This is a genomic window from Glaciibacter superstes DSM 21135 (assembly GCF_000421145.1).
Lineage (GTDB): Bacteria > Actinomycetota > Actinomycetes > Actinomycetales > Microbacteriaceae > Cryobacterium > Cryobacterium superstes.
The window spans coordinates 82,873-98,540 of sequence record NZ_ATWH01000010.1 but is presented as its reverse complement, the minus strand read 5'-3'; the positions used below and the strand labels follow the sequence as shown (position 1 = coordinate 98,540).

At 67.1% G+C, this 15,668-nt stretch carries 11 protein-coding genes; 9 read left to right on the top strand and 2 right to left on the bottom strand.

Features of this window, described 5'->3' with window-relative positions:
* Nucleotides 1-143: 143 nt before the first annotated feature.
* Nucleotides 144-3,731 (bottom strand): S8 family serine peptidase, encoded by a 3,588-nt coding sequence (locus K323_RS26300; protein ID WP_022886009.1) that lies wholly within the window; start codon nucleotides 3,729-3,731, stop codon nucleotides 144-146.
* 414 nt (nucleotides 3,732-4,145) lie between these two features.
* On the opposite strand from K323_RS26300, the gene K323_RS0114540 reads away from it, so the two are divergent.
* From K323_RS0114540 to K323_RS0114515, 6 genes are read left to right on the top strand one after another with little or no spacing between them, the layout of a single operon-like run.
* The gene (locus K323_RS0114540) at nucleotides 4,146-4,625 is read left to right on the top strand and encodes a hypothetical protein (RefSeq protein ID WP_022886008.1); all 480 of its coding nucleotides are present in this window, start codon (nucleotides 4,146-4,148) and stop codon (nucleotides 4,623-4,625) included.
* Complete coding sequence (locus K323_RS30055) at nucleotides 4,549-6,330, top strand: hypothetical protein (RefSeq protein WP_022886007.1); 1,782 nt, start codon at nucleotides 4,549-4,551, stop codon at nucleotides 6,328-6,330. The genes K323_RS0114540 and K323_RS30055 overlap by 77 nt, the downstream gene beginning before the upstream one ends.
* Nucleotides 6,309-7,409 carry an FtsX-like permease family protein gene (locus tag K323_RS0114530; RefSeq protein ID WP_169515666.1) on the top strand — a complete coding sequence of 367 codons (1,101 nt, stop codon included), beginning with the start codon at nucleotides 6,309-6,311 and terminating at the stop codon, nucleotides 7,407-7,409. The genes K323_RS30055 and K323_RS0114530 overlap by 22 nt, the downstream gene beginning before the upstream one ends.
* On the top strand, nucleotides 7,406-10,183 hold the full coding sequence (locus K323_RS0114525) for an FtsX-like permease family protein (RefSeq protein WP_022886005.1): 2,778 nt from the start codon (nucleotides 7,406-7,408) through the stop codon (nucleotides 10,181-10,183). The genes K323_RS0114530 and K323_RS0114525 overlap by 4 nt, the downstream gene beginning before the upstream one ends.
* 22 nt (nucleotides 10,184-10,205) lie before the next feature.
* On the top strand, nucleotides 10,206-11,294 hold the full coding sequence (locus K323_RS26295; RefSeq protein WP_022886004.1) for an ABC transporter ATP-binding protein: 1,089 nt from the start codon (nucleotides 10,206-10,208) through the stop codon (nucleotides 11,292-11,294).
* Entirely contained in the window at nucleotides 11,291-11,977 is a 687-nt protein-coding gene (locus K323_RS0114515; protein ID WP_022886003.1) for an ABC transporter ATP-binding protein, read from the top strand. Before K323_RS26295 ends, K323_RS0114515 begins: the two co-directional genes overlap by 4 nt.
* A 399-nt stretch (nucleotides 11,978-12,376) precedes the next feature.
* Here the strand turns inward: K323_RS0114515 and K323_RS0114510 are convergent, their stop codons facing one another.
* Nucleotides 12,377-13,591, bottom strand: a complete 1,215-nt coding sequence (locus K323_RS0114510; RefSeq protein WP_022886002.1) for an NADP-dependent isocitrate dehydrogenase — start codon at nucleotides 13,589-13,591, stop codon at nucleotides 12,377-12,379.
* A gap of 176 nt (nucleotides 13,592-13,767) precedes the next feature.
* Between K323_RS0114510 and K323_RS0114505 the strand changes: the two genes are divergently transcribed.
* The 3 genes from K323_RS0114505 to K323_RS0114495 are packed head-to-tail and all read left to right on the top strand — an operon-like array spanning nucleotide 13,768 to nucleotide 15,658.
* Nucleotides 13,768-14,220: a GNAT family N-acetyltransferase gene (locus K323_RS0114505; protein ID WP_022886001.1), complete on the top strand. Its 453-nt coding sequence runs from the start codon at nucleotides 13,768-13,770 to the stop codon at nucleotides 14,218-14,220.
* Nucleotides 14,221-14,236: 16 nt separating this feature from the next.
* Complete coding sequence (locus K323_RS0114500; protein ID WP_022886000.1) at nucleotides 14,237-14,557, top strand: MGMT family protein; 321 nt, start codon at nucleotides 14,237-14,239, stop codon at nucleotides 14,555-14,557.
* A 45-nt stretch (nucleotides 14,558-14,602) separates the two neighbouring features.
* Nucleotides 14,603-15,658 (top strand): AI-2E family transporter, encoded by a 1,056-nt coding sequence (locus tag K323_RS0114495; RefSeq protein WP_022885999.1) that lies wholly within the window; start codon nucleotides 14,603-14,605, stop codon nucleotides 15,656-15,658.
* Nucleotides 15,659-15,668: the final 10 nt, after the last annotated feature.

Genomic DNA, 15,668 nt, shown 5'->3' with positions numbered 1-15,668 from the left:
CAAGTCAACCGTGAGGGGTCGCAAAGTGCTCTGAATCGAGCCGAAATGCAGCATTTTGCGTCCCCTCGCGACGGGCACGAAGGAGGGGCGCAGGATGCGATGCATCCTGCGCCCCTCCGCTGTACGGGGTGACCTGTACTGGGTTAGAGGATCACCCAGAGCAGCGTCGCCCGGCTGGTCGCCGGGGCGACCGTGTCACTGCCCGCGAACTCCGCGACCACGCGGTGGAAGCCGCGCTCCTGCGGCGGAAGGGTCACCTTCCCCTTGCCGTTCGCATCGAGCACCACGTCGTAGCTCTCCCCGTCCACGACGACGGTCGCCGGGCCGGAGACGTCGCCGTCGCTCTCGACCTGCACCGTGGCCTTGACCTTCTGCCACGAGAACGCCAGCCACTTGTTCAGTGAGAGGCTCACCGTGGCTTCGTGCTTCACCACGACACCGGCCGAGGTCGCCGTGCCAGATGGCAGCCCATCCTTCGCCGCGGTCACGACCACCGTGAGGGTGGCACCGGCATCGGCTTCGACCGGCGTGTATGTCGCCGCCGTCGCGCCCGCGATGTCGACGCCGTCAGCCTGCCACTGGAAGCCGAACACGAGCTCCGCCGTGTCCCACTCCCCTGGATTCGCCGTCAGTGTCTCGCCAACCTCCGGCGTTCCTTCGATCACCGGAGGAACCGTGTTGACCGGCGCCTCCGGCTCCGGCGCCTCGCCGGACTCGACCGAAACGACGGTGGATACGCCCGTGTCGCCATAGGCAACCAGGCCGAGATACGAAGCGTCAGGTGCCAGCCCGGCCCACGACAGCGCGTAGTCGGATGGCACCCCCTGCTCGCCGGCGATCACCGGCGGCGTTGCCGTCAAGGAACCCTCACCGGCTCCCTCGAGCACCGAGAAGGTGTCGACGTCGAACGCGGTGGTGCCTCCGAACACCGAAGCGATGATCTGGTATGACCCCGCTTCTGGCGCGACGAGGTCGACCCGTTCGTCTGCGGATCCGGTCGCTGACTGCCACCCGGCAACGGGTGCGCCACCTGGCCCGTCGAGCTGGTAGACGATCAGGTCGAGGTCGGTGGTGTCGTCGACCGCGTCAAGATCGAACCTGGCCAGCTGGGTGCCGTCCGGCACCACCACCTCGTAGGTGAACTCGTCACCGGCCGTTCCAGACCCGGTGTTCGGGTCAGCGGGGTCAGCCGGGTTCGGCTGGTGCACCCCGGCAGCGAGACCGCTGAGGTTCAGCGGAATCTCGCCGGTTGCACCCGGCGTGACCGACACGTCGGCAGAACCGTCGACGCCGGTGCCTTCGACCAGCGGCGGAGCAACCAGCGGAACCGGCTGCACGGCGATCGGGCTGTGCACCACAGTGTCTCCACTCACCCAGTCCAGCGAGCCCGTCGTGTACGCGTTCAGCGGGGCATCCGTTCTGGTGAATGTCACCGTGTAGCTCTGGGTCTCCCCAGCCGCGCCGAACTCGAGGGTCGCCGGTTCGACGACCGCCTCGATGCCCGGCATGTCGATCGGCTGAGCTTCGAACACGCCGGCCTGCGTCGAGGTGACCGTTCGGGTGACGGTCTCGGTCGAGACCAGCGAACCGATCGCTATCGAGGCCAGGTTCAGGTTGCTCGGGTCGATCGGTTCTGCCCCGACGTCGTACCCGATGCCCTGGATATACGACCACCAGTCATCGGTGTCGTTCAGGTACAGCAAACCGGGTTCGAAGAACCTGGTCGGGTCTGCATGCCCAGCGCCCTGTGCGAACGGGTCGGTGACCTCGGCCCCTGCTGCGTCGACGGTGTTGTACGCCGTCGTCATCATGGCCGACTTGACCTCTGCCGGGGTCGCGTTCGGGCGCTCGCCCAGATAGAGGGCAGCGAGACCGGCGACGTGCGGAGACGCCATCGACGTGCCGGAGATGAACTGCCAGCTCGGATCTTCACCCTCTGCGTTCGCGCCGTCGGCGAGGATCGCAACGCCGGGAGCCGTGATGTCTGGCTTCAGGATGTCGCTGCCGTCGGCTTCCACCGGGCCGCGCGACGAGAAGCCGGCAACCTGCGGCACCGGCGGAATGTAGTCCGTCGAGTTGCCCGGTGTGAACGTGACCGTGGCGCCCGGCGTTGCCGCGTAGGCGTAAGTCTCGTCCCAATACGGACCGTCGAGGTGCACCGTCGGTACGGCGTGCAGGTCGGTGTCGATCGAGCTCGAGGTGCGGTTCACGAGGAGCATGCCGATTCCACCGGCCCTGGCGACCTCGGCCGACTTGGCCGTTCGGTCATAGACACCGCGTTCGCAGAACACGATGTTGCCGGCGACCTGCGCCGGGTCGAGAGAATCCGGTGCGCAGAGCAGCGCGTCGGCCGCATCGTGCCCGGCAACGCCAACGAGGTCGGCTCGCACCAGATTTCCGGTCAGCGCAGGAGCCTCTGGCGTGCGGTCGACGGTGATGGATGCCCCGGCGTGCGCCGTTCCGTCACCGAAGGTGGCTGTGGCCTCCCAACTCGGAATGGTGCTTGCTGCGACGGTGGTGATCCACGGCGAGGCGTTGTCGAGCGTCGATGCGCCAGGCCCTGCGTTGCCAGCGGATGCTGCGACGAAGATGCCGGCGGATGCCGCGCCAAGGAAAGCCTGGTCGGTGGGGGAAACCGTCGTGGCGGCAGCGCCGCCGCCGATCGAGTAGTTGATCACGTCGACACCGTCTGCGACCGACTGGTCGATGCCGGCCAACAGGTCGGAAGACGCGCATCCGTCGTCTTCTGTGCCGATCGGATCAGGACCAGACCAGCAGACCTTGTACATCGAGATCTTCGCGGCCGGAGCCACACCGGAGATCAGTCCGTAGCCAAGTCCGCCGACACTCGCCTGCACGTCGTGATTGCCGCCCGCTGTCGATGCCGTGTGGGAACCGTGGCCGTCGCCGTCGCGCGGGGAGGCGTACTCCCCGATGTCTGCGCCGCCGATGCGGTCAGCACCGAAGCCGTCGACGTAATAGCGTGCACCGACGATCTTCGAACTGCAGTCGGCCACCTCGAACTGTTCGCCGGTCACGCACGCCCCGGTGAAGGTGTTACCGTCTGCCTTCTGGTAGGTGATGGTGTCGCCGTCCAGATACGGCGCAGCGCCTGGTTCTGTGCCGAGCGGGTCGCCGGCGAACGACGGGTTCTCCGGCGCAATGCCGGTGTCGAGCACGCCGATGACGACGCCCTCCCCTGCCTGCTCTGGCCCGCCGATACCCGCCCACACGCCGTCGTCGCCGCTCAGCCCGAGGAAGTCAGTGGACGGCTCAGCCGCAGTGACGTGGTGGAGGGTTTCTTTCGTGATCGAGGCAACGCTCTTGTCTGCTGAGAGCTTCGCGGCCTGCTTTGCGCTGAGGTCGGCAGCGAAACCGTTCAGGGCGAGCGTGTACGAGTAGTCGATCGTGGCGTCGACGGATGCCGCGACCTCCTGCTGCTGCTCGTCGAGGTATCCCGCGTATTCCTCGGCCGCGCCGCTCTGCGCGTCGAGTTTGGCGCCGGCGCCGGGCGCGGTGGCCGAGTAGCCATTGACACCGCCGTCATAGGTCGCGACGGCGTCGTCGGCCAGGGTCACGATGTAGCGACCGGCGGTGAGGTCCGTTGCCGGCATGGTGACGCCGGGAACGACGGAATCGGCCGGTGCCGCCAGCGCGGCCGGGGCCCCGCCGACGATGGCCATGGTGGCGACCAGCGCGGCGGTCAACGTGACGGCGGATATGCCGCGCACGGTCTTAAGCGGTGCTGCTGCGAGGGGTGCTCGCGGGATGGGCGACGATGGACGTCGCCGGAATTGTGAACTCAACTGCCTGTCCAATCCGAGATATCTGCGTTGATAACCTCCCCCATTTGGGGGCAGGACGTGATGCTGAACCTATCGCACCCCGCGGCCCGGCCACTAGTGGCAATCTGCGCGGATGTTGTACGTGCCAGTGGGCAGAAGGCCCGATTCGCTGCGCCAGCACTGGGCACGGGGCAAATCTCGCGCCTCAAAAGTAGTGGTCAGGGGCAGAACGCCTGTCGCTATGCTGGGTGACCGTATGCGAGTGCCCGTACTCGGCGCACCAGCATTCGGCGGGACCGGGCATCCGGATCCTCGATCGATGATGATCGCCCCGTTCCGCGGCGCGACGAGGGGTTTTCAGTGCGTTCCGGTACTCTCGCGGCGAAGCGTTCACTCGCTCGCCGCGGATTGCTCGCAGCCCTGTTCGCCGTCGGACTCGTCGCCACCGCGCTCCTGGCCGGCATCACCGGGTACCTCTCGGCCTCCAGTGTGACCGGCACGCGCACGGTGCTCGAGCAGACGCCCGCACGAGACGCCGCACTCCAGTTGCAAACTCCCCTGGCTGCCGAGGCGGCAGAGCGAAACGAACAGCGAGAGTCGACGGCGGCACTGCTCACAGACCGACTGAGCGGAACGCACACGACCGCGTGGCGCACCGTGCGGATCGACCCATTGCCGTTCAGCCGGGCATCGCCTGAGCAGACAGTCGTGCTGCCGGCCGACGTGACAGGCGAAGATTCGCTCACGCCAGGCGAAGACTCGAATGTCGTGGGCACAGACTCGATTTGTCGTAGGCACCGACGCGCAGCTGGCCGACTGGGCAACTCTCGTCGATGGTGAGTGGACCGGCGAGGGGGCGACGGACGGCGCTGCCGCCGAATCGGATGCACCGGTACCGGCCATGCTGCACGCCGCCGCCGCCGAGACGCTCGGCCTGGCCCCCGGCGACATCATCGAGGTCGGAACGGCCCCTGCGGCCATCCGCGCAGTCATCGTCGGCACGTGGCTGCCGCGCAATGCCGCGGCCCCTTACTGGTTCGGTGACCCCCTCGCTGTGTCCGGCAACGCCCAGGGCGCCGCCGGAAAACTGAACGCCGGCACACTCATCATCAGCGACGACGCCATCGGCCCGCTGGCGAAGCAGGCCACCGTCGCCTGGACGATGGCTCCAGACACGGCCACCTTCCTGCCGGGAGACCTGCCTGCCCTGGCCAGAGCGATCCCTGGGCTGAACGAACTCATCGACGATGACACCGTCACAGCATCGGGTACTGCGAGCATCACCGGCGGACTCACGGCAACCGTGACCCGACTGCAGCAGAGCCTCGGCGCCGTGCAAGGGGTGGCAGCGGTTCCGGTGTTGCTGGTCGCGACGATCGGCCTGATCACCCTGGCCCAGCTGGCGCGTCTGCTGGTCACCACGCGGGCAACGGAATCCGCGCTGATCCGCGCGCGCGGGGCATCCGTCGCCGGCCTCACCCGGTTCGCCACCCTCGAGGCCCTGGTGGTGCTGGTGCCCGCGGCCGTTGTCGGCGCGGCTCTGGCCTCCCTCCTTCTTGCCGCCTTCGGGGCAACACCCGCCGCATTCGGGCAAACGGATGCGATGGCCGGCTGGATGATCGCCGCCCTGTTCATCGTCGGTGTCGTCGTCTGTGTTGTCGTCTGCGGCGGTGTGGTCTGCACGGTTGTCGCCCTGCGCGGCGCGGTGCTGGCGGGCGGACCGGGGCGCGGCGAAGATTCCGGCCGCGCCGGCCAGGCTGCCACTGTCGGAGTCTTCGTGCTGGTGGCCGGTGCTGCCGGGCTCTCGCTCTGGCAGTTCCTGCTCTACCGGTCGCCACTGGCCGCTTCGCCAGACGGTTCGCTGCACGTCGACCCGCTCGCCGTCTTCGCGCCCGCGCTGGCCCTGATCGCGCTGGCCATGGTCGCGCTTCTTGCGTTCGGCCCACTGCTCGCGGTCGTTCAGGCGCTGGCGGCGAGGTCGCGTTCGCTCGCCGCCGTGTTGCCGAGCCGCCAGGTCGGCAGGCGGGTCGGCGTCTTCGCAGTCGCGGTGCTGCTGGTGACCCTGTCGGTCGGCGGCACGACGCTGGCAGTGGCCTACGCCGGAACCTGGTCGGCGCTCGACGCCAGCGCCGCGATGATGCGGAACGGCAGCGACGTGCGGGTCGACGTGGAGACCGCACGCTCGGTGGCCGGTCCAGACACGATCATCTCGGCCGCACCCTATGCCGCGCTGGACGGCGTCAGCGCCGCCGCCCCGTGCTCATCACCCCGGTCACCGTCGGAGCAGAAGACGTGTCGCTCACGGCCATTGCCCGCGAAGCGCTGCCAGGGGTGGTCGGCGAACAGGGTGATTCGCTGGATCCAGACCGCCTGGCCCTGCAGCTCGGCACAAGCAGGCCGGATGACGACCAGGGTGGCGACGACACAGTCGGCACTCCGCTCCCGACAGCGACGACGACGGTGTCGATCACCGTCGCCGCACCTGGCGCCACCGGAGCCGGCACAGTGTCGAGAGCCGGCACAGTGTCGACCGCCGCATGGGTGACGGATGCCGCCGGCGCCGTCGCCCGGCTCGCGTTCCACACCGAGTCCCTCGCTGATCTCGGTGCGGCTCCGGTCGCACTGGAAGCCCACCTCCCGAAGGGCACCGCGCCGTGGAGCATTCTCGCGCTGGAGGCGACCCTCGCCGGGTCAGACGGAGCGACCGGCGTGCACATCGAATTCAGTGGCGCAGGAGTCGACCTGTCGAAGGCAACGGGAGATTCCCGGTTCGAGACCGTTCTCGCCTGGGACAAGCCAACCGGCCGGGTGCTGCTTGGTTCTGCAGCCAGCGACACGAACGCGCAGGCGGCGCCGTTGACCGTCGTGCTCACCGACGCCCTCGCCGCCAGGCTGAACGCGAATGTCGGCGACAAGCTCGCCTTCCTCATCCCAACGACCGGTACCAGCGTTGACGCAATCGTCGGCGGCACGAGCGCGCTGGTCCCCGGATCCACCGGCGCCTACGGGATCCTCGCCGACCTGCCGGCCCTCAGCGAATACGCGCTGGGCGCAGGCGAACGCGTGCCGCAACTCAGTGAGGTGTGGATTCGCACCCAGCAACCGGCATCCGTCGCCGAAGCGGCCGCACGGATACCCGACCTGCCGGCCAAGGTGAGCACCATCGCCTCCGAATCGACCGCTGCCATGCTGGCGCCCGTCGTCACGGCGCTCTACTGGGGCATGGGCGGCGCGCTCCTGCTCGCGGCGATCGCCGTGCTGGCGATCACGGTCGCCCTGGCCGCAGCGCGAAGGGGCGAGGTCATTGTGCTTCGCACACTGGGCGTCTCGAATAGGGAGCAGGCCAGGCTGCGCATGATCGAGCTGGCGACGGTGATCGTTGCGGCGGCCGTACTCGGCCTTGCATCCGGGCTGGTCGTCTCCTGGTTCACCGTCGGCATCCTGGCTCGCACAGCCGTTGCCGGTCTCGGCGACGCCATGCCGGCACCGCTCCAGCCGGACTGGGCACTCTGGACCGTGCTCGTCGGTTCATTCGCTGTTGTGCTCGCCGCGATCTGCGCGGCGTACGCCGCCAGGGTCAGGCGCCAGGCCCAGGACACGACGTCGAGGGAGGAGACCAGATGACCCGCCGCCAGAGCGCGCACCGGCACTCCTCCCACCTCAGCGTTCCCTGGCTGATCTGGCGCCAGGCTTCGGCCAACCTCGGCGGGTCGATCACCGTCGCGGCGATCGTGCTGGTCATGGCCGCGCTCGCCACCGGGGTTCCGCGGGCTATCAACAACATGTTCACCGACGGTCTCCAACTGGCCGTCGCGCAGCTGCCGGCGACCCAGCGCGACCTCGTCGGCGCCGCGAGGGGCGGCCCGCTGTCCGGCCCGGCCTCCCGGCCAGGCGCATCCGGGCTCTCACCTGAGCTGGAAGCAGTCTGGGGCCTGCAGGAAGACTCGATCACCTCGGTGCAGGCCGAGATGCCGCAGGCTCTCGCCGCCGCCGTCGACCCGGCGCGCTACGTCGTCACCCTGCCCCCGCTTGGCGCGAGCCCCGCCGACCCGTCAATAAAGAAGCCGGCGACAGAGCTCTCACTGGGCTTCGATCCGCATCTGGCGGAGCGTATCGACATCGTGGAGGGGAAGGCACCAGTCGCCTTCGCGTCGGCCCTGCCAACGGATGCCGCGGTCGAGCTTCTTCTGTCGGCCGCGAGCGCAGAGTCGATGGCGTGGGCAGTCGGTGACGAACGGGTGATGGGGTTGCCGAACGGCGGACAACAGGTGCTGCGCCTTTCCGGCACCTTCGACGCCGCAGATAAGAACAGCACCTATTGGAAGCACGTACCAGGAGCCCTCGAGCCATCGGTGCTGAGCGCAGGGCGACTGGAGCCGACCTATACCGGCGTCGCGTACCTGGACCCGGCGTCCTGGGCCGTAGCCGGCGAGCTCTCCTCCAACTTCATCAACCAGGTGTGGTTCCCGGTCGAGGCCGCAGAACTCAGCTCATCGGGCGCTACGGACTTCGCCCAGAGCCTCCGCACCTTCACGCGGCTTCCGCACGCGATGGCTTCAACGGAGGGAACGACCGGCTACGTCGGCGACTCGGGGATGAGTTTCTCTACGAAACTCGGCCTCACCTTGCAAGACGTGTTCGTGCGCACATCGGTGACCAGCGCGGTGCTCGCCATGGCGGCTTCCGGACCGATCGGAGTGGTACTCGCCGTGCTGGTGCTTGGAGCCAGGCTGATCGGCCACCGCCGGAGCACCGGCCTCGGCCTCGCAGCCGCGCGCGGCGCGACGACGGGGCAATTGAGAGGCGTGCTGGCAATCGAGGGAGCGGTGATCGGCATCCCGGCGGCCACCGTCGGGACTGCCATCGGCCTGCTGGTCGTGTCGGGGCAGGCGACACCGGCGACCTTCATCCTCCCCGCCCTGGTGGCGATCGGGCCGGCGATCCTGTTGGCCTTGTCGACCTCGGAGAAGAGCCTCAGGCGCTTCCGCAGCGATCTCGGTGTCGGCACTGCCTCCCGTTCCCGGTGGGTGCTCGAAGTGCTGGTACTCGGCGTTGCAGCCGTGTCGGTGGTGCTGCTCACCCAGAGAGGGCTCACCACCTCGTCTGATTCGATCGGCGTCGATCCGCTCCTGGCCGCCACTCCGCTCCTGCTCTCCCTGGCGGCCTGCGTTGTCGTCATGCGGGTGTATCCGGCTCCGTTGCGTTGGCTGTCCGAGCGGTTGAAGGCGAGGCCGGGGCTGACCAACTTCCTCGGTTCTGCGCGGGCCGTGCGGGACCCTGCCGCCGGGTTCGCGCCGATCCTGCCGCTGGTGGTCGGAGTCTCCGTCGCCGTTTTCGGCGCCGGCATGCTCGCGACAGTGCAGAGCGGGGTCGAAACCGCTGCACGCAGCGAGGTCGGCGCCGACCTGCGCGTGAGCGCACCGCACCTGACCAAGGAGCAGCTGGCCGCAATCATTGATGTGTCCGGCGTTGCCGCTCTCGCTCCCGTCTATGCCAGGGTTGCCGCCAATCTCAGCATCGACGGGCACCGACCGGACACCGTGAGCGTGATTGTCGTCGACGCCGCCGAACTCCGTGCTGTGCAGGCCGGCGGTGCGGGCGCCCTCGACCTGCCGGAGTCCCTCAGCGCACCGGCAGGAGACACGGTGCCCGTTGTGCTCTCCGACATTCTCGCCGCTGAGATCGAAGAGGGATCGAGCATCGAACTGGGCGACGAAAAACTCGATGTCGTCGCCACTGGAGCCAGCGAGATTCCGCTGACCCCGAAGCAGTCGTGGGTGATTGTCGACCGGGCCAACGCCGACGCGCTGGTGTCATCGACCTTCTCGCCGGAGATCGCGCTGGTCGACCTCGACGACGGAGCCGATCCAGCACTGGTGAGCGCCGGCATCCGTTCTGCTGCGGGTGACGGCGCAGAGGTCGTGCTGCCGGCTGACCTCGCCGAAGCGGTGAACAGCACCCCGTCTGTGCAGGGCCTGCGGATCGCACTCGTGCTTGCCATCGCGCTGGCCTGGCTGCTCACCGCCGTCACCGTGGTGATGACCCTGGTGCTGATCTCACCGGCACGCGATCGCATACTCGCCCTGCTCGGTGCGCTCGGGCTCGAACGAAGCACGAAGCGGGCGCTCGTTGGCTGGGAGATCGGCCCGCTCGCCGTGGCCGCGCTGGTCGCTGGGACACTGCTCGGAACCGGCCTGCCGTTCATTGTGCTTGCGGGCGTCGACCTTCGGCCGTTCACTGAAGGCGTGGTGCAGCCGGCTGTTACACAGAGCCCACTGCTGCTCGCACTGGTACTCGGCGGCTTCCTGCTGGTGGTTGTCGCCGGGTCGGCCATCGCGCTGCTGACCGCGCGCCGGGCGGATGCCGCAGGCACACTTCGCACAATCGAGGAAGGATGATCCCGTGACGGATACAACCTCAATGGAGACGGCCGTGAGAGCCGCCGAGGCGGTCGAACCGCATATTCTCTGCGTCGACCTGGTGCGCATCTTCACCGCACAGGGTGTCGAGGTTCAGGCGCTGCAGGGCCTGAACCTCCGCGTCGACGAGGGCGAGATGGTGGCGCTGGTCGGCGCATCCGGTTCTGGCAAGTCCACGCTGATGACGATCCTCTCCGGCCTCGACACCCCCACCGCGGGTGTCGCCAGAGTCGCGGGGCACGACCTGCTGTCGATGAAGCGCGCTGAGCGGGTCGCCTACCAGCGGCGCAGCGTCGGCTTCGTCTGGCAGCAGACGTCCCGGAACCTGCTGCCCTACTACACCGCAGCCGAGAACATCGCGATGGCGATGGTCGTCGGTCGCTCGGTGCCGGCCGCCAAGAGGCAGGCGAAGACCATCGAACTGCTCGACCTGCTCGAGGTCGGCGATTGCCGCGACCGGCGTCCGGGCGAGATGTCTGGCGGTCAGCAGCAGCGGGTCGCGATCGCCGTCGCGATTGCGAACTCGCCAGCCGTGCTGCTCGCCGACGAGCCGACCGGAGAGCTCGATGAGGCAACCAGCGTCGAAGTGCTTGCGGCGATGGAAGCCGTCAACCGCGAACGCGGGGTGACCATCCTCATCGTGACCCATGACCCCGCGGTGTCTGGGCAGGTGCGGCGCACGGTTCAGATTCGCGACGGGCGCACCTCGACAGAGGTGCTGCGGCGTTCCCACGTCGACGAAGACGGGCTCGAACACCACATCGCTGAGGAGTTCGCGGTGCTTGACCGGGCCGGACGCATGCAGCTGCCGGCCGAGTTCACGAACCGCCTGAACCTGCGCGATCGGGTTCGACTCGCCCTCGAGCCAGACCACGTCGGCGTCTGGCCAGGGCAACGGGAGCGCGAGGCGGAGCGCATGGCCGAACAAGATGCCGATGCTCGTGCTGCTCAGCGCCACGGTCGCCACAGCGGAGCGCCGCAGGCCGCGCCCGCCGGCACCACCGAGCATTCCGGCAACACCGAGCATTCCGGCAACACCGAGCATTCCGGCAACACCGAAGACTCCCACAGCACCGAGGAGACACCGTGACCAGCTCACCCGTGCTGCGCGCGGCCTCCGTTTCACGCGTCTTTCACACCCAGGCCGGCGACGTGCATGCCTGCACAGACATCTCCCTCGAGGTCGGCGCCGGTGAACTGCTTGTGGTGCGCGGGCCGTCAGGGTCCGGCAAGACGACGCTGCTCAACCTGCTCGGCGGGCTCGACCGGCCGGATTCCGGTGAGGTCTGGCTCGGAGATACGAACCTGGGCTCGATGCCCGAGCGAGCGTTGGGTGAGATGCGGCAGAAGCGCCTGGGATTCGTCTTCCAGTCGTTCGGGCTGATCCCTGTGCTGTCGGCAGCGGAGAATGTCGAGGTGCCGCTTCGCATTCAGCAAACGGATGCCGCCACGCGCGACGCCCGTGTCGCCGAAGTGCTCGACGTGGTCGGGCTCGGAGAGCACGGCGCCCAGCGTCCGTATGAGCTCTCCGGCGGCCAGCAGCAGCGGGTGGGGTTGGCCAGGGCGCTGGTGTCTCGGCCAGACATCCTGCTGGCCGATGAGCCGACCGGTCAGCTTGACAGTGCGACGGCCGCCGCCGTGATGGATCTGATCGCCGACCTCGTGCATGCGCAGGGAGTGGCCGCGATCGTGGCGACGCACGACCCGTTGCTGATGGCGCGAGCAGACCGCGTGCTCGAGCTGCACGACGGCCGGCTGGTCACCGCCGGCTGATCCGGCGCCTGCCGCGCCTGCCGCGCCTGCCGCGCTGGCTGCCGTGCGGTGCCGCCCGCCGCTCGTCGCGAAAATAGGAAGAATCCACCACAACGCACCCAAACAAGGACAGATTGACCCTCTGGAGCGGGGATCTCCTACTTTGGTGCAGCGGCATCCGTCACATACACGGACGACAAACGCCGCGACGCACACGACAACGGATGCCGCAGGCCGGCCCGCGTCCGTTGCCGCCACTTGCCGAGAATAGGAAGAATTCACCGCAGCGCACCGAAACAAGGACAAACTCGCCCTCTGAAACCCGGATCTCCTAGTTTGGTGCAGCGGCATCCGTCATCAAGTCATGCAGAAGGGCCCCGACCGCAAATGGTCGGGGCCCTTTCGAAAGCGCGCGCGAGGTTACGCCAGGCGCGCCTTGAGGTTGTCGGCGAGAGCGCCGAGGAACTCTTCGGTCGTCAGGTAGGCCTGCTCCGGCCCGACCAGCATGGCGAGGTCCTTGGTCATCTTGCCGCTCTCAACCGTCTTGATGACGACGTCTTCCAGCGTGTGCGAGAAGTCGATCAGGGCCTGGTTGTCGTCGAGCTTTCCACGGTGGGCGAGGCCACGGGTCCAGGCGTAGATCGAGGCGATCGGGTTGGTCGAGGTGGGCTTGCCCTGCTGGTGCTGGCGGTAGTGACGGGTCACCGTGCCGTGTGCGGCCTCTGCCTCGACTACGCTGCCGTCCGGAGTGGTCAGCACGCTGGTCATCAGGCCGAGCGAACCGAAGCCCTGCGCGACGGTGTCTGACTGCACGTCGCCGTCGTAGTTCTTGCACGCCCAGACGTAGCCGCCCTCCCACTTGAGGCTCGCCGCGACCATGTCGTCGATGAGGCGGTGCTCGTAGGTGATGCCGGCTTCTTCGAACTTCGTCTTGAACTCGGCGTCGAAGACCTCCTGGAACAGGTCTTTGAAACGACCGTCGTATGCCTTCAGGATGGTGTTCTTGGTGGAAAGGTACACCGGGTAGTTGCGCTCGAGGCCGTAGTTCAGCGAGGCACGGGCGAAGTCGCGAATCGACTCGTCGAGGTTGTACATGCCCATCGCCACACCGCTGCCTGGCGACTGGAAGACCTCGAACGACTGCGGCTCTGTGCCGTCTTTCGGGGTGAACGTCATGGTGAGGGTGCCTTCGCCCTCGAAGCGGAAGTCTGTGGCGCGGTACTGGTCGCCGAACGCGTGACGGCCGATGATGATCGGCTTGTTCCAGCCCGGAACCAGGCGCGGGACGTTGGAGATGATGATCGGCTCACGGAAGATGGTGCCGCCGAGGATGTTGCGGATGGTGCCGTTGGGAGAGCGCCACATCTTCTTCAAGCCGAATTCCTCAACGCGCGCCTCATCTGGCGTGATTGTTGCGCACTTGACGCCGACACCGTGCTTCTGGATCGCGTGGGCAGCGTCGATCGTGATCTGGTCATCCGTCTCGTCACGCTTCTGGATCGACAGGTCGTAGTACTCGAGATCGACGTCGAGGTAAGGGTGGATGAGTGAATCTTTGATCGCCTGCCAGATGATGCGGGTCATCTCATCGCCGTCGAGCTCGACGACTTTACCTTCAACCTTGATCTTCGACACTACGTTCTCCTCCGAAAGCCTGTTTCCCCGAACCAACGGGGGGCCGATTGGCCAGCGTCAAGCTTACTAGAGGATCATAAGTATCTTGACATCGAGATAATTTGCTCGTGCAGCACGTACCAGGGCGCTTGCGAACCCGACTACCGGGCGGCCCTGCGGCAGGTTAGCCTGTTCACATGGGTGAGCTGAGACTGGAAGAACTGTCCGCCGGCAACGTGGTTGCCGCCAATGGCCTGAGCCTGAAGCCTGGCCAGGAACAATTCATCGCACCGGTCACCTATTCGGTCGCCGCGGCAACGATCAACCCGGCCACATCCTGGCAGCGGGTGGTGCTGCAGGGAGACCAGGTCGTGGGGTTCATCCACGGCAATTTCGACCCGGAGTCCGAACAAGAGGAACTGCGTGCGTGCATCTGGCGCATCAACGTCGACGCGGATGCCCAGGGCCAGGGTGTCGGCAAGTTCGCCGCGGACGCACTCGCGGAGGAAGCGCGCTCACGAGGATTCGAGCGCATCACCGTGATCTGGGAATCGGGAGAAGAAGGCCCGGAGGCGTTCTTCCACCGCATCGGCTTCACCGACGTCGGTGAGACCCAGTACGGCGAGATCATCGGCGCGCTGCAGCTCTAACATCCGGGTCGAAACCATGCGTCTTGCACCAGAGAGTCCGTTCGTGATGAATGTGCTCGATATCGTCGACCAGATTCCGCCGGGGCGCGTAATGACGTATGGCGACATCGCCGCCGTGCTCGGGTCGCGGGGCGCGCGCGTGGTCGGCCAGGTCATGTCCCACTACGGTTCAGACGTGCCATGGTGGCGCGTGATCCGCTCAGGGGGTCATCCGCCGGTCTGCCATGAGAACCGCGCACTCGAGCACTACGAGGCAGAGGGAACGCCGCTGAAGACGTCGTCGTCAACGGATGCGTACCGGGTCGACTACGCATCCGCCCGCTGGTCGCCCTCGTAGCGCGCCTCCGGTGCTGATTCGGCCACGGTGCAATAGCCTGACCCCATGAGTTCGACCAGCCTCCTGAGATCGGGCCCCTTTCGATTCGGCTTCATCACGACGCTCGGAGTGCTGCTCGCGCTGGTGCTGGGCGCCGCCATCGCCAATCTCAGTTATGCCCTTACCCTGATCTTCTTCGCATTGTTCATCACCCTCGGCCTCTATCCACTGGTGCGAAAGCTCGAGTCACGCCGCATTTCACGGGTCGGCGCCGTGCTCATCGTCATGGCGATCTTCCTGGTCCTGGTCGGATTGCTGCTCTGGGCTGTCGTTCCGATCATCACCGACCAGGCCGGCGCGCTCATCAGGCAGTTGCCAGGCGGACTCGGACAGATCGAGCACCAGGCCTGGTTCGTCGCCTTCGATTCCAGCGTCGGAGGTGCGCTCACCCCGTTCGTGCACCAGCTTCAGCACTCTGCCGCAGACCCGGCCGTGTGGCTGGCCATCAGCGGAGGTGCCCTCCGAGTCGGTGCCAACGTGCTCAACGGCACCTTCGGGGTGATTTTTGTCGTGGCTCTCACGCTGTACTTCCTCGCGTCGCTCGAGACCATGAAGCAGAGCCTGTACTCGCTGATACCGGCCACCAAACGGCCCGCGTTCACCGAAATCGCCGAGCAGATCGGTGACTCAGTCGGAAAGTACCTCAGTGGCATGTTCATCCTCGCCATCATCAACGCGGCATTCACTTTCCTGCTGCTCTCGGTCGCCGGGGTGCGGTATGCAGCAGTCCTCGCGGCCCTCGCCCTTCCGATCACCCTGATCCCCCTGGTCGGGAGTGTCATCAATACCGTGATCGTGACCGTGGTCTCCCTCTTCACGTCACCGGGCACTGCTCTCGTTGTGTTGATCGCAATGCTCGTATACATGCAGATCGAGGCATATGTGCTCACCCCGCGCATCGTCGGGAAGGCCATCAGCATCCCGGGTTCGCTCGTGCTGATCGGGGCCCTCGTCGGCGGCACGCTGCTCGGGCTGCTCGGCGCACTGGTGGCCTGCCCGGTAACGGCGTCGATCCTGCTGATAATCAAGAAGATCGTCGTCCCAGCCCAGAACGCCCGCTGATCCGGTCGCC

Excerpts from the sequence above, each read along its gene's own strand:
- K323_RS30055 (WP_022886007.1), top strand. The coding sequence starts at position 4,549 with ATGTCGTGGGCACAGACTCGATTTGTCGTAGGCACCGACGCGCAGCTG.
- K323_RS0114495 (WP_022885999.1), top strand. The coding sequence starts at position 14,603 with ATGAGTTCGACCAGCCTCCTGAGATCGGGCCCCTTTCGATTCGGCTTC.
- K323_RS26295 (WP_022886004.1), top strand. The coding sequence starts at position 10,206 with ATGGAGACGGCCGTGAGAGCCGCCGAGGCGGTCGAACCGCATATTCTC.
- K323_RS0114525 (WP_022886005.1), top strand. The coding sequence starts at position 7,406 with ATGACCCGCCGCCAGAGCGCGCACCGGCACTCCTCCCACCTCAGCGTT.
- K323_RS0114505 (WP_022886001.1), top strand. The coding sequence starts at position 13,768 with ATGGGTGAGCTGAGACTGGAAGAACTGTCCGCCGGCAACGTGGTTGCC.
- K323_RS0114500 (WP_022886000.1), top strand. The coding sequence starts at position 14,237 with ATGCGTCTTGCACCAGAGAGTCCGTTCGTGATGAATGTGCTCGATATC.